The sequence below is a fragment of the Paucibacter sp. Y2R2-4 genome, from assembly GCF_025717535.1.
In the GTDB taxonomy this organism is placed as follows: domain Bacteria; phylum Pseudomonadota; class Gammaproteobacteria; order Burkholderiales; family Burkholderiaceae_C; genus Paucibacter_A.
This window is the reverse complement of the sequence record NZ_JAJIRO010000005.1, coordinates 290398-304218: the sequence shown is the minus strand read 5'-3', so window position 1 is coordinate 304218 and position 13821 is coordinate 290398. Positions and strand designations below refer to the sequence as shown.

Here is a 13821-nt window from a genome sequence, read left to right as displayed (position 1 = left end):
TCAAACTCCCAAGGCCTTGTTGGCCTCATCCTGACTTGCACCCGCCGCTGCCGCCGCTGCCGCGCGCTGACGCTCAAACTCTTTCTCCAGCTGCGACTTGCCCGAGAGATAGGGCTTGGGCCAGTCCAGCCCCACCCGCCCGGTGTAGCCGATGCGCGCGGCCTCGCTCAGCGTCCAGGCCGGGTTGGCCAGATGCGGGCGGGCAATCGCGCAGAGATCGGCGCGGCCGGCGGCAATGATGCTGTTGACATGGTCAGCCTCGGAAATAGCACCCACCGCCATGGTGGCAATGCCGACCCGGTTGCGAATGCTCTCAGAGAAAGGGGTTTGCCACATGCGGCCATAGCGCGGCCTTTCTTGCTTGCTGACCTGGCCGGAGGACACATCGATCAAATCGGCCCCGGCCGCCTTGAAGGCCGCCGCCATCTGCACCGCATCCTCGGGCGTGTTGCCGCCCTCCACCCAGTCATGCGCCGAGATGCGCACCGACATCGGCCGTTCCTGTGGCCACAGCGCGCGCATGGCCTTGAAGACCTCTAGAGGGAAGCGCAGGCGGTTTTCCAGCGAACCGCCGTACTCATCCTCGCGCCGATTGGTCAAGGGCGAGAGAAAGCTGGAGAGCAAATAGCCGTGGGCGCAATGCAGCTCCAACCAGTCGAATCCTGCACGCGCAGCGCGCTCGGTGGCGGCGCAAAAGTCCGCCAGCACCTGGTCCATCTCGGCGCGGCTCATGGCCCGCGAGGTCTGGCTCACGCCGTCCAGATATTGCTGAGCCGAAGCAGAGATCAGCGGCCAGTTGCCCTCGGGCAGCGGCTGATCGATGCCCTCCCAGCCCAGCCGGGTTGAACCCTTGGCGCCGGAATGGCCCAGTTGCATGGCGATCTTGGCGCTGCTGTGGTGGTGAACAAAATCCACGATGCGGCCCCAGGCCTCGCCTTGTTCATCGGTGTAGAGCCCCGGGCAGCCCGGGGTGATGCGCCCCTCGGCCGAGGGCGCAGTCATTTCGGCAAAAACTAGGCTGGCGCCACCGGCGGCGCGCGCGCCAAGGTGCATCAGGTGATAGTCGCCCGGCAGGCCGTCCACGCAAGAATACTGAGCCATCGGCGAGACCACCACGCGGTTCTTAAGCGTCAGTTCGCGCAGCTTGAAGGGCGTGAACATCGGCGGCACGCCGGATTGCGCGGGCAGGCCCGAGCGAGCCGCCAGCCAGGTCTCGAACTGATCCATATAGGCCGAATCGCGCAGGCGCAGGTTCTCATGCGAGATGCGCTGCGAGCGGGTCAAGAGCGAATAGGCGAACTGCTCGGGCGCCAGACGTGCATGGCGCTCCACGTTCTCGAACCATTCAGTCGAATTGCGCGCCGCGTTCTGAATGCGCAAGACCTCCACCGAGCGGCTGGCCTGATAGGCCGCCAGAGCCGCTTCCAAGTCGCCGCCGGCCTGCTCGATATCACGCGCCAGGGCGATGGCGTCCTCCAAGGCCAGCTTGGTGCCGGAGCCGATGGAGAAATGCGCGGTGTGGGCAGCGTCACCCATCAAGACCACCGGCGCACGACCGTTGTGATGCACCCAGTTTTTGCAGACCACGCGCGGGAAGCGAATCCACTGCGCCGAACCGCGCAAATGCGCGGCATTGCTGATGAGCTTGTGCCCATCCAAAACCTTGGCGAAGAGGTGCTCACAAAAAGCGATGCCCTCTTCCTTGCTCATGGCCTCCAGGCCGGCGGCCCGCCACACCGACTCGGGCGTCTCCACGATAAAGGTGGAATGGGTGTCGTCGAACTTGTAGGCATGGGCTTGGAACCAGCCCTGCTCGGTCTTTTGAAAATCAAAAGTAAAGGCGTCGAAGAGCTTGGTCGTGCCCAGCCAGACAAAGCGGCATTGGCGCAGATCGATGTCGGGCTGGTAGGTCGCCGCGTACTTGTTGCGGATGCGGCTGTTCAAGCCGTCGCAGGCGATGATGATGTCGGCGTCCAGGCCTTCGTCATCCGCCACATCGCATTCATAGCGCAGGTCCACGCCCAGCTCGACACAGCGCGCCTGCAAAATGTTCAGGAGCTTCATACGGCCAATGCCGCAGAAACCATGGCCGCCCGAGCGCAGCGTGCGCCCTTGCATATGGACCTCGATATCGTCCCAATGGTTGAAGGCATTGAGGATGGCGTCGGCCGTCTTCGCATCGGCCTCGCGCATGGCGCCCAGGGTCTGGTCTGAGAACACCACGCCCCAGCCAAAGGTGTCGCCGGACTTGTTGCGCTCTAGCACCGTCACTTGATGCGCAGGGTTTTGCTGCTTCATCAAGAGCGCGAAATACAGGCCGGCCGGGCCGCCGCCAATGCAGGTGATGCGCATGCTGGAGTCTCCTCGTTTGCAGCCACTTTAGGTCTTGATAGTTTAGGTGTCAATCAAATTACCAAGGACTCACCCCCGGGAAATTCCCGAACCGAAATTCAAAAAACAAGCGCTTGCCAAGCCGCCTGTGCGATGTTGGAATTAACCGACACCACGCAGGCACAAGCGTTGTTATGGTCTCGCCCGCTGCCCAAACGCAAGCCCAAGAAAGGCTTACACCGATGAAAAAACTCTGGGATATTTCCCCGCTGGTCAGCGCTGAGGCGCCGATCTTTCCGGGCGACGAACCCTACCGCCTGAACTGGACGGCCACGCTCTCGCCGAACTGCCCGGTCAATCTGAGTGCTATCACCATGTCGCCCCATGTGGGCGCGCATGCCGATGCGCCGCTGCATTACGCCAACGGCGCGCCCAGCAGCGCCGAGGTGGAGTTAGACCCCTATCTGGGGCACTGCCGGGTGATCCATGCCATCGACTGCGGCCCCTTGATCCAGATCGAACATCTGCGCCACGCCGCCGCCAATCTGCCGGCGCGCATCTTGGTGCGCTGCTGCGAGCGCGCCGACACCACTTGGAACCCCGACTTCAGCGCCTTCGCCCCCGAAACCGTGGCCTGGCTGGCCTCAAATGGCGTGAAGCTCATCGGCCTGGACACTCCCTCCGTCGACCCGAGCAGCAGCAAGAGCCTGGACAGCCACCAGCAACTGATGCGCCTGGATTTGCGGGTGCTGGAGAACCTCGTTTTGGACGAGGTGGCCGAAGGCGACTATGAATTGATTGCGCTGCCGCTGAAGCTGGCCGGCGCTTGCGCATCCCCCGTTCGCGCCGTGCTGCGCGAGCTTTGAATTCCTACAGGAGCCCCCCATGACCACAAGACAAGACTGCGATGTGCTGGACCAAGAAGATCCGCTGCGCGAACTGAAGCATCAATATGATCTGCCGACCGGCACGATTTATCTGGACGGCAATTCGCTAGGCGTGCTGCCACGCGCCACGCTGGGCCGGGTGCAAGAAGTGATTCAGAAAGAATGGGGCCACGACCTCATCAAGAGCTGGAACACCGCCGGCTGGATAGCCCTGCCCAGCCGCATCGGCGACAAGATTGCGCGACTGGTGGGTGCGGCGCCCGGCGAGTTGATCGTGGCCGATTCCACCTCGCTGAATTTGTACAAGGTGCTGTCCGCCGCCATCGGCATCAGCCAGCAGCTGGCACCTGAGCGCAAGCTGATCGTCTCCGAGCGCAGCAACTTCCCGACCGATCTCTACATCGCCGAGAGCTTGGCCCGCCAGCATGGCTGGACGCTGAAGCTGGTCGACCATGTGGACGAGATCCCCGCGACCTTGAACGCCGAGCTGGGCGTGCTGATGCTCACCGAGGTGAACTACCGCACCGGCTATCGCCACGATATGCAGGCGCTGACCGCCGCCGCCCACGCGGCCGGCGCCCTGGTGATCTGGGACTTGGCGCACTCGGCCGGCGCGGTGCCGGTGGACCTGAAAGGCGCGAATGCCGACTTCGCCATCGGTTGCGGCTACAAATACCTCAATGGCGGCCCCGGCGCGCCGGCCTTTGTGTGGGCGCACCCGCGCCATGCCGAACGTTTTTGGCAGCCGCTCTCGGGCTGGCTGGGCCATGCGGCGCCCTTCCAGTTCACCACCGATTACCAACCGGCGGCGGGCATCAAGCGCTACATCTGCGGTACACCGGCCATGCTTTCGCTGGCCGCGCTGGAATGCGGCGTGGACACGGTCTTGGCGGCAGAGCCATTCGGCGGCATGGCCGCACTGCGTAAAAAATCGATCGCTCTGACCGAGCTCTTCATCGAACTGGCCGAGGCCCGCTGCGCCCAGCTGGGCGTGCGCCTGGCCTCGCCACGCGACGAGGCCAAGCGCGGCAGCCAGGTCTGTCTGAGTCTGGATGCGCCGCTGCACGAAGCCGGCTATGCCGTCATTCAGGCCTTGATTACGCGCGGCGTGATCGGTGACTTCCGCGCGGGCGACCCCAGCCGCCTCGCCGAGGTGCCGCACATCCTGCGCTTTGGCTTCACGCCGCTCTACATCGGTTTCGCCGATGTCTTCGATGCCGTCGAACATCTGCATCAGGTGCTGAGTCTGAAGGAATGGCAGCGCCCTGAGTTTCAAAAGCAAGGAGCCGTGACATGAGTTGCCCGCACAACACCGAGGCCATCGTTCGCGAGGAGAAGGCCCAGCTCGACTTCTCCAAAGACATGAGCTACGGCGACTATCTGCATCTGGACCAGATCCTCAGCGCCCAGCATCCGCTCTCGCCCGAGCACAACGAGATGCTCTTCATCGTGCAGCACCAGACCTCGGAGCTGTGGATGAAGCTGATGCTGCATGAGATGCAGGCGGCCGTGGCCTGCGTGGCGGCGGACCGGCTGCCCGAGGCCTTCAAGATGCTGGCGCGGGTCTCGCGCATCATGGAGCAGCTGGTACATGCCTGGGATGTGCTGGCCACGATGACGCCGCCCGAGTACACCGCCATCCGCCCCTATCTGTCCAACAGCAGTGGCTTCCAGAGCGCGCAGTACCGCCGCATCGAGTTCATGCTGGGCAATAAGAATGCGGCCATGCTCAAGCCCCATGCACACCGGCCGGACCTGTTGGCCGATGTCGAGGCCGCCTGGCGCGCGCCCTCGCTCTACGACGAGGTCTTGCGCTTGCTGGCTCGGCGCGGCATTGCGGTGCCCGCTGAGGCTTTGGAGCGCGACTGGACCCAGGCGCGCAACGCCGATGAAGGCGTCAAGGCTGCCTGGCTGGAGGTCTACCGCGACCCGAGCAAGCACTGGGACCTCTATCAAATGGGCGAGGAACTGGTTGACCTGGAGGATGCCTTCCGCCTCTGGCGCTTCCGCCATGTCACCACCGTGGAGCGGGTGATCGGGTTCAAGCGCGGCACCGGCGGCACCTCGGGCGTGGGCTATCTGCGCAAGATGTTGGATGTGGTGCTCTTCCCCGAACTGTGGGCCCTGCGCACCGAACTCTAAAAAGCCCTTTGAAAGCGTCCCTCAACAATCTGCGCCTGAGGAGGTCTTTGCGATAGAGTCGGTGCAGCAGAGCTTGGCCGCAGAGCCAAGCCTATGGACCGAGAAACTCAGGGATTCTTGTCATGCCATGTTCGCTGCGCTGTCCGCTTTCGGTATTGTTCTTGTGGATGTTCGCGGGGTCAGGTCTTGCCGGAGAGGTTTCGCAGCGTGTTCAGACCAGCCAAACCCTGCGGGTGTGCATTTGGCCCGCCTATTACGGCGTCAGCTACCGCAGCCCGCGCACCCAGGAACTCAGCGGCATTGACATCGATATGTCCGCTGCTTTGGCCAAGGACCTGGGCTTGAAACTGGTTTATGTGGAATCCAGCTTCCCCAAACTGGTGGAAGACTTGAAGCAAGACCGCTGCGATGTCTCGATGTTCGCCATCGGCATCACCGCCGAGAGGCAAAAGCAGTTGCGCTTTTCTTCGCCCTATTTGCAAAGTGACGTCTACGGCATCACGACCCGATCGAATCGCAGCATCAAGACATGGTCGGATATCGACAAGCCTGGCATCAAAGTGGCCGTGCAAGCGGCCACCTTTATCGAGCCCGTGGTCGGTGCTTGGCTCAAGCAGGCAGAGATGGTGGTGATCAAGCCGCCCGCCACCCGGGAGCAGGAGCTGGAGTCGGGGCGCGTCGATATCTTCATGACCGACTACCCCTACAGCCATCGCCTGCTGGAGAACACCGACTGGGCGCGCTTGGTGCCACCCCCTTCGCCGTTTCACATCCTGCCCTATGCCTACGCCGTCAAACCCGGCGATGAGGCTTGGTTGCAGCGCATCAACAACTTTGTCGCCAGCACCAAGAAAGATGGCCGACTGGCTCGCTTCGCGCAGCGCCACGGCTTGAGCGACATCTTGATTCGCGACTGAGGCCATGCCGCCCATCAACCCTCACCATCTGCCCGGCTGGATCAATCGCCGCATGGCGCTGTGGGGTTCGGGCCTCTTGAGCTTAGCGCTGCTCTTGCTGGCAACCACCTTTGTGTGGATTGAATATCGCCAGCGCCTGTCCACAGAAGTAGAACATAACGAGCTTTACGCACGCACACTGGAAGGCCACCTCAGCCTGACCCTGACCACCGTCAGCATGACTTTGCAAAGCCTGCCCCGTTCGATGGAGGGCGGACAACTGGCCCCGGGCAGCGAGGCCATGAACAGCCTGCTGAGCCAGTCGCTGGCGGCCATGCCCTATGTGCGCAGCTTTTCCTTGCTGGACAGCAAAGGCCAGATCCTGGCCAGTAGCAGCGCCAGCAATATTGGTCGCCGCCTGCCATTGAAATTGCTACAAAGCCGGGAGGACGTATTGCCCGATGGCTTAGGCCATTTATTGGCTGGGCGTGAGTTGAGCGACCTCACTCAGCAAAACCGCGGCAAACCTGCGTTGGAGCGCGCCATTCAACAATTCTTGCTGCCGCTGACCTTGGCTGAATCGACGCCGCAAGGCCCGCGCTATTGGGTGGCCACGCTGAACCCTGACTATTTCGCCAACGTCTTCACCTTGCAACTGGGCGACAACGAGCACCGCGCGGCACTGTACAGCTTGAATGGCGAGTTGGTCACCGCCAATGAAGCACTCGCCTTGCGGCCGGGCAGCCGAGCCCTTGAGCACATCGTCTTCAAACAGTTCTTGCCGGCCCATGAGCGCGGCAATTACCGCGCCATGGGTCTGGACCAACAGCCCAGCCTGGGCAGCTTCCGGCTGACACGCGACCATGCGCTGGCTCTGATCATCGAACTGCCGCAAAGCTCCGTGTGGAGTCATATGCATGAAAGTGCCCAGGCGGTCGTCTTTGCCTTGATTGCCGGCCTGGCCTTGATGGGAGCGCTGGGAGCCATGGCTTGGCGAGCGCTGAGCGCCTACGACACGGCGCGCGTTGACCTGGAGGCCGCCTTGAATGAACTGGCCACCAAGGAGCGCGAACAGCGACTGCTGATTGCCAATGTGCAGGAACTGATGTTCCATACCGATGCTCAGGGCGTGCTGCAGTTCATCAATCACCCAGAGTTTCTGGGAAACAGCAACGCCGAGGCCTTGATCGGTCTGCCATTTGAAAGCCTGGTGGACCCCGCGGATCAGGCTCGGGCGCGCGGTTTGTACCGCAGCACGGCAGGTTTTTTGAACCTACCGGTGACGCTGCGTCTGGCCCCTGTTAACGGACGCAAGCGAGTGCTGGAGGTCAGCGTCACCCCCGTCAAACGAGAGGATGATCTGCTGCAGGGTTTTGTCGGCTTCGCGCTCGACGTCACCGAGCGCGAAGACGCCAGGCTGCGCTTGCAGGCACAACTCGAGTTCACTGCGCGTTTGATCGACGTCTGTCCCATCCCCATTTTTGCCAAGGACTTGGCGCTGCGCTTCGTCATGGTCAATCAAGCCTGGACCGATATGACCGGGGTGGAAAAGAACCTCGCCCTGGGACGCAAGCTCAGCGAGCTCCGCCCGGCCGCCCAGGCCGAGCCGGTGGAAGCTCGAGACGAATTGCTACTCAGCCGCGGTGGCAGCGAGCACCTCGAGGTGCAGGAGCGCGGCCGTAACTTCTTGACCCATCGGGCGGTCTATCTGGACACCAGCGGCAAGCCCGCTGGCGTGCTGGGCAGCGCCATTGACATCAGCCGTTTCGTAGAGGCCGAGCGCCAAATCGCCGAAGCCCGCGACGCCGCTGAACATGCCAACCGGGTCAAGACTGAGTTTGTCGCCAATATGAGCCACGAGCTGCGCACGCCGCTGCAAAGCATCATTGGTTTTTCAGAGCTGGGCATTGGCCGCAGCGGCGAACAGTCTCGCTTGCAGGATATGTTTGCGCGCATTCACGCATCTGGCCAGCGCATGCTGGAGTTGGTCAACAATTTGCTGGACTTGTCCAAATTGGAAAGTACCGTTGGCAGCCTTCAGCTGAGCCGCCAAGACTTGGTGCCTTGGGTCAAGACCCTGGTCGAAGACTTGCAAACCACGGCCGACCGACAAAACATCCAGTTGGACTTGCAAGTGAAGGCCCCAAACCTAGTGGCCGAAATAGACGGCAGCCGGCTGCAGCAGGCGCTGCGCAATGTCTTGGACAACGCACTTCGCTTCGCGCCAGCCAACAGCGCCATCAAGATTCAACTGTTTCGGGATGCCGACGATCTTTGCATCAATGTGCATGACCAAGGCCCCGGCATCCCCGTGGCCGACTTGGATCAAATCTTTGAGCCCTTCCATCAGGCCGCGGCCCCCACAAGAAGTGCTCATTCAGGCACATCGCCAGCGATGCCCCGGCCGGGCTTTGTCAGCGGCAAGGAAGCCACGGGGCTAGGGCTTGCGGTGTGCCGCAACATCATGATTGCGCATGGCGGAAGCGTCACAGCTCACAACCACGCGCAAGGTGGCGCCTTGTTCGAATTGCGCCTGCCGGCCGCTTGAAGCCCTTGTGTGGGCGCAGATCGGCCAAGCGCGGCGTTCACATCGAGACCCCTCCCCTACAATTCGGGGCGATATCTCACCGCAATTCAAGCCACCCACGCAACCTAAACAAGCGACCACCGCGCCCACCCGGCGCAGCCCGGATCGCTGGAGACAAGCCATGGATTCCCGCACCTCCACCATCACGCTACGAATTGAACAACTGCGTGACACGATGAAAGCCCAAGGCGTGCACGCCTGCTTGGTGCCTTCCGCCGACCCGCACTTGTCCGAGTACCTGCCCGAACGCTGGCAAGCGCGGCAATGGCTGTCGGGCTTCACTGGTTCAGTGGGCACTTTGGTGGTGACGCTGGACCGTGCTGCAGTTTTTGCCGACAGCCGCTATTGGACGCAAGCCGAGGCCGAGCTCACCGGCACCGGCATCGCGCTGGAGAAAATCCCGACTGCCGCTGCCACTCACTACATCGACTGGATCGGTGCACAGTTGCAAGCTGGTCAAACCTTGGCCATTGATGGCCAAGTGCTCGGCTTGGGCCTGGCCCAGCAGTTGCGTGCGGCCATGCAGCGCTTTGGCATTGCGATGCGCACCGATATCGACCTGATCGAGCTGATTTGGCCGACACGCCCCGGACTGCCCAGCGACAAGATATACGAGCATTTGCCGCCACAAGCCACCGTGTCGCGTGCCGAGAAGCTGGCCGGCGTGCGCGCCGCCATGGCCCGCCATGGCGCCAGCCATCACTTCATCTCGAGCGTGGACGACAGCGCCTGGTTGCTGAATCTGCGCGGCGCCGATGTGAGCTACAACCCAGTTTTCATGGCCCACACCCTGCTCAGCCAGGACAGCGCCACGCTCTTTGTCGCCGAAGGCAAGATTGACGCCGCGTTGAGCGCTCGCTTGGCAGCCGATGGCGTGCAGATCGCCAAATACAGCGAAGCTGCAGCCGCCCTGGCCGCCTTGCCGGCCAAGGCCTGCGTGCTGATGGATCCTCGCCGGGTCACGCTCGGCTTGCGTGAAGCGGTGCCCGCACATGCCAGCGTTATCGAAGCGATCAACCCCAGCACCTTGGCCAAGAGCCGCAAGACCGCGGCGGAAGCCGCCTTTGTGCGCGAAGCCATGGCGCAAGACGGCGCTGCCATGTGCGAGTTCTACGCTTGGTTTGAGCAAGCCCAGGGCAAACAGCGCCTGACCGAACTGAGTGTGGATGAGCATTTGAGCGCAGCGCGCGCGCGCCGCCCCGGCTTTGTCGGCCTGAGCTTCCCCACTATTGCTGGATTTAACGCCAATGGCGCCATGCCGCACTACCGGGCCACGGCGGAATCTCACGCGGTCATCGAAGGCAACGGTCTGCTGCTGATCGACTCGGGCGCGCAGTACCTGGGCGGCACTACCGACATCACCCGCGTCTGGCCCATTGGCGAAGTCTCGGCCGAGCAAAAGCGCGATTACACCTTGGTGCTGAAAGGCACGCTGGCCCTGTCGCGCGCCTGCTATCCGCGCGGCACCTTGGGGCCGATGCTGGATGCGCTGGCGCGCGCACCGATGTGGGAGCATGGCCTCGACTTCGGACATGGCACCGGCCATGGTGTGGGCTACTTCATGAATGTGCACGAAGGCCCGCAAAACATCTCCAAGGGCGTGCCCGATGCCAATATGGCCATGGAAATCGGCATGATCACCTCGATTGAGCCCGGCATTTATCGCCCAGGCAAATGGGGTGTGCGGATCGAGAACCTGGTCCTCAATGTGCCGCTCGAAACGCCCGAGAAAGGGCAGTTCGGCGACATGCTGGCCTTTGAGACCTTGACCTTGTGCCCGATTGACACCCGTTGCATCGACGTCGAGTTGCTGGGCGCCGACAACATCGCCTGGCTGAACCGCTACCACGCGCTGGTGCGAACCAAACTCGCGCCGCTGTTGAGCGGCGATGCCTTGGCTTGGCTGGAAGCACGTACGCAGCCGATCTGAGCCTGGCGGCAAGGTTCAAGCCACACAACAAAAAAAGCGCGGTCGATCCGCGCTTTTTTCTTTTCTAATGCACCTGGAAGATTGCGGCACCGACGCATAGAGTTTCTCTGCAGACCTCTGCTGCGCCTTCTCAGGAGCTCCCATCATGTCAAGCCAAAAGATCCATACCTTCTCGGAGACTGGGCTGCATTCGGCCCTGCTGATCGCACTCTTGCTGATCCTGCTGGTCGGCTTGCTCGATTCCCTGTTCTTTACCCCGGAAGGCGCCACGCCCGTGATGTGGCGCCTAGAACCGGTGGTGGTGACAGGGCAGGCTCAACCCAGCCACTGAAACCCCAGGCATCACCAGGAGCCCAAGACTTGGCCGCGCGGTGCGCGGCCAAGTCACATCTGGCGGAACAAATGCAAATAGCTGCGACTGACGGGCAGCACCTCGCTACGGCCTTTGAGATGCACATCTGCCGTCTCATTGGGGCCTCGAGTGACATGGCTGATCGCCCGCAGATTCACCACCACCGAGCGATGGACTTGCACAAAAAAAGCCGGATCCATCTGCTCCAAAAGTTCACGTATCGGCGTTCGAATCAAGGCCTCGCCTTCGGTCCAAGCGACCAGGGTGTACTTTTCGTCGGAGCGCAGATAGAGAATTTCCTCCACCGGAATCAGCTTGAGAGAGGCTCCCACCGAGGCTCGAATCCACTGCAGATAGGGCTTGGTAGGCGTGGTATTTGATATCGCCTGCGGCGCCTGAGGTGAGGATTGAAGCTGAACCTGACCCATTCGCTCCAGCAACTTGCTGAGCACCGCCTCCATTGCCTCGTCCGCGGGCCCTGTCCCTTGTTGGCGCCGCTCTGACAGGCGGGCTTTCAGGCGCTCCACCGTGTCGCTGAGACGCGTATCTTCGAGCGGCTTGATCAAGTAATCCAAAGCCCCTTGCTCAAAGGCCTGCACCGCGTATTGCTCATAGGCCGTCACAAAGACGATTTGAGCCCGCCGCGACAGCTGACGCCCGACTTCGATGCCACTCAGCCCGGGCATGTGAATGTCTAAGAAAACAATATCCGGTTGCAACTGCTCGAACATCTCCAGTGCTTCACGGCCGTTCCTGGCCTGAGCCAGCAGCTTCAGCTCAGGCCAAACCACAGCCAAGGCACGCGCCAGGCTTTCGCGCAGCAAAGGCTCGTCATCTGCGATCAGAGCGGTGGGCGCCGCAGCAGTCCGTCCAGGGTTGGCGTTCATCAAATCCATAAATTCCAGGGGCTCAAGGCCCCACGCATGTAAAGCGATCAAGCCGATGTTTTAGACGTCAAAACGAATTTCGGCGCGAAGCCCGGAAGGGGAATTTTCGGTCAAGTCCAAGCGCGCCGAGGGCCCGTAAAACACTTTCAAACGTTCGCGCAGATTGCGCAGGCCCGTGCCTGCGCCCGAGCTCTGAGCCAAGCCCACACCACTGTCACTGACCCACAGACTTGCTACCCGATCGCCCTCGCTCAGTGCCCCGGCAACCACAATGCAGCCGCCCTCTTCACTGGGGTCGATGCCATGGCGAACCGCGTTCTCGACCAAGGTCAACAAGGCCATCGGCGGACACCTCAAGACCTGCAAGTCGGCGGGCACCTCGATGCGAAACTCCAGTCGGTCCGGCATGCGCAGGTGCATCAACTCCAAGTAGGCGCGAACCAAGGCCAATTCATCACCAACACTGGCCGTCTCATCTTGCAAGCGCGGCATGGCCGCCCGCAGATAGGCAATCAAGCTGCGCAACACCGGCGCCGCCTGCGGGGAGCCCGTTTCAACGAGGGCGCGGATATTTGCCAAGGTGTTGAACAAGAAATGCGGCTCAATCTGCGCCTGCAACAAACGCAGTCGGCCGTCCAAGGCTTGGCGTTCCAACTCACTGCGCTCCAGCTCAAAACGCAGAGCCTCGCTGCGAGCCTCGGCATCCCTCTGACGATACAAAGCTCCCATGGCCAGCAAGGGCGCCACCAGCAGACCCGAACCCGCGATCCACATAAAGCCCATCAAGCGATTCGGACTGCGCAGCAAGGACTCGATATCACCGCCCACCGCGATCAAATAGACCACCAAGGTCGCGCCCGGCACGGCCACCACCACCACCAGCACCTGCAACAGCCAACGCGCCATCCACTGAGGCAAGCGCCTCGGCCATTGGCCAGCCGCCGAGAACGCCAACAACCCCAGCAGGCCAACAAATAAAGTGCGACCTAAGAGCACCGGCAGCGGTGTTGCAAAAATCGGGCTCAACAGCAAGGCGCCCAAAGACGCCAAGCCCAAGGCGAGCATCAAGCGCAGCGGCGTCAGATAGGCAATAAAGCCCTGCCAAGCTTGCACATGGCTGATGACGGGCACATGCGATGCCGGAGCCGGTGTAAAAGTTTCAGTCGTGACTTTGAGCATGTGCGCAGCGTAGCCGCCCGGCACAGGCACTCGCAAGGTTTGGGCGCCAATGGCGCGACGAGTCACGGTTTATTGGCTATAGAAAGCGGCACTTCCTCAGCCTTGCTCAAAGTTTCGCGACCCCAGGATTCAATTGCTGGCCCGGCTGAAGCGCATCCCCATGGCCTTCAAGCGCGCGCGCCTATGCGACACATCACGACATCGCGCCCGGCATTCAAGGCAAATTGCAAGGCTTCCTTGGGCGACGACCAGCAAAAGCCACCGGCCAGACTCTCATCACGAAATGCTTCCTGGCGCGGCAGGCCGCCCCGGATGCGCACCACCACAACGGCCGCCACATAGCCGTAGCTATTCAAGCGGTCCATGGCGCCCGCATAAATGCGGTAGTCCCCAGTGTCGGCCTCGTCGAAGTACATGATCTGCTCCCGCGCAGCGGGCAAATCGCCGCGCCAGAAGCACTGTCCAACAGTTGCAAGAGACGCGATACCCCCTCCAAATGGGGCCCCTGCGACAGACAATACGCGAGAGTCACCGCAAAAACGACAAAGCCCGCTAAGCATTTGCTCAGCGGGCTTTGCGATTTGGAGGAGAGGGGGGGACTCTCGATTTTTTATTAAAAAAGTCACTTAC

At 61.8% G+C, this 13821-nt stretch carries 11 protein-coding genes; 7 read left to right on the top strand and 4 right to left on the bottom strand.

All coding sequences use genetic code 11. The features are described 5' to 3' along the window. Nucleotides 1–2352 carry a bifunctional salicylyl-CoA 5-hydroxylase/oxidoreductase gene (locus LNV06_RS19835; RefSeq protein WP_263540017.1) on the bottom strand — a complete coding sequence of 784 codons (2352 nt, stop codon included), beginning with the start codon at nt 2350–2352 and terminating at the stop codon, nt 1–3. 221 nt (nt 2353–2573) lie between these two features. On the opposite strand from LNV06_RS19835, the gene kynB reads away from it, so the two are divergent. The 7 genes from kynB to LNV06_RS19800 all read left to right on the top strand — a co-directional run bounded on the left by kynB (nt 2574) and on the right by LNV06_RS19800 (nt 11104). Then, complete coding sequence (kynB, locus tag LNV06_RS19830; protein WP_263540016.1) at nt 2574–3197, top strand: arylformamidase; 624 nt, start codon at nt 2574–2576, stop codon at nt 3195–3197. Nucleotides 3198–3216: 19 nt separating this feature from the next. After that, nucleotides 3217–4515: a kynureninase gene (gene kynU / locus LNV06_RS19825; protein ID WP_263540015.1), complete on the top strand. Its 1299-nt coding sequence runs from the start codon at nt 3217–3219 to the stop codon at nt 4513–4515. Beyond that, a complete protein-coding gene (gene kynA / locus LNV06_RS19820) occupies nt 4512–5360 on the top strand; it encodes a tryptophan 2,3-dioxygenase (protein ID WP_263540014.1) in 849 nt (282 codons plus the stop codon). Before kynU ends, kynA begins: the two co-directional genes overlap by 4 nt. Before the next feature lie 122 nt (nt 5361–5482). Further along, nucleotides 5483–6277, top strand: a complete 795-nt coding sequence (locus tag LNV06_RS19815; RefSeq protein ID WP_263540013.1) for an ABC transporter substrate-binding protein — start codon at nt 5483–5485, stop codon at nt 6275–6277. Nucleotides 6278–6281: 4 nt separating this feature from the next. Continuing rightward, complete coding sequence (locus LNV06_RS19810; protein ID WP_263540012.1) at nt 6282–8804, top strand: sensor histidine kinase; 2523 nt, start codon at nt 6282–6284, stop codon at nt 8802–8804. A 160-nt stretch (nt 8805–8964) separates the two neighbouring features. Next, a complete protein-coding gene (locus tag LNV06_RS19805) occupies nt 8965–10773 on the top strand; it encodes an aminopeptidase P family protein (RefSeq protein WP_263540011.1) in 1809 nt (602 codons plus the stop codon). 145 nt (nt 10774–10918) lie between these two features. Then, the gene (locus tag LNV06_RS19800) at nt 10919–11104 is read left to right on the top strand and encodes a hypothetical protein (RefSeq protein ID WP_263540010.1); all 186 of its coding nucleotides are present in this window, start codon (nt 10919–10921) and stop codon (nt 11102–11104) included. A 53-nt stretch (nt 11105–11157) separates the two neighbouring features. On the opposite strand, the gene LNV06_RS19795 is transcribed toward LNV06_RS19800, so the two are convergent. The 3 genes from LNV06_RS19795 to LNV06_RS19785 all read right to left on the bottom strand — a co-directional run bounded on the left by LNV06_RS19795 (nt 11158) and on the right by LNV06_RS19785 (nt 13607). After that, the gene (locus tag LNV06_RS19795) at nt 11158–12021 is read right to left on the bottom strand and encodes a LytR/AlgR family response regulator transcription factor (protein ID WP_263540009.1); all 864 of its coding nucleotides are present in this window, start codon (nt 12019–12021) and stop codon (nt 11158–11160) included. Between the two features lie 51 nt (nt 12022–12072). After that, nucleotides 12073–13257 (bottom strand): sensor histidine kinase, encoded by a 1185-nt coding sequence (locus tag LNV06_RS19790; RefSeq protein WP_263540008.1) that lies wholly within the window; start codon nt 13255–13257, stop codon nt 12073–12075. Between the two features lie 101 nt (nt 13258–13358). Then, nucleotides 13359–13607 (bottom strand): hypothetical protein, encoded by a 249-nt coding sequence (locus LNV06_RS19785; protein WP_263540007.1) that lies wholly within the window; start codon nt 13605–13607, stop codon nt 13359–13361. Between the last annotated feature and the right edge of the window lie 214 nt (nt 13608–13821).

Bases quoted from the DNA above. Each gene is read 5' to 3' on its own strand.
- LNV06_RS19800 (WP_263540010.1), top strand. From the start codon at position 10,919: ATGTCAAGCCAAAAGATCCATACCTTCTCGGAGACTGGGCTGCATTCG.
- LNV06_RS19815 (WP_263540013.1), top strand. From the start codon at position 5,483: ATGCCATGTTCGCTGCGCTGTCCGCTTTCGGTATTGTTCTTGTGGATG.
- kynU (WP_263540015.1), top strand. From the start codon at position 3,217: ATGACCACAAGACAAGACTGCGATGTGCTGGACCAAGAAGATCCGCTG.
- kynA (WP_263540014.1), top strand. From the start codon at position 4,512: ATGAGTTGCCCGCACAACACCGAGGCCATCGTTCGCGAGGAGAAGGCC.
- LNV06_RS19795 (WP_263540009.1), bottom strand. From the start codon at position 12,021: ATGGATTTGATGAACGCCAACCCTGGACGGACTGCTGCGGCGCCCACC.
- LNV06_RS19785 (WP_263540007.1), bottom strand. From the start codon at position 13,607: ATGTACTTCGACGAGGCCGACACTGGGGACTACCGCATTTATGCGGGC.
- LNV06_RS19835 (WP_263540017.1), bottom strand. From the start codon at position 2,352: ATGCGCATCACCTGCATTGGCGGCGGCCCGGCCGGCCTGTATTTCGCG.
- LNV06_RS19810 (WP_263540012.1), top strand. From the start codon at position 6,282: ATGCCGCCCATCAACCCTCACCATCTGCCCGGCTGGATCAATCGCCGC.
- LNV06_RS19805 (WP_263540011.1), top strand. From the start codon at position 8,965: ATGGATTCCCGCACCTCCACCATCACGCTACGAATTGAACAACTGCGT.
- kynB (WP_263540016.1), top strand. From the start codon at position 2,574: ATGAAAAAACTCTGGGATATTTCCCCGCTGGTCAGCGCTGAGGCGCCG.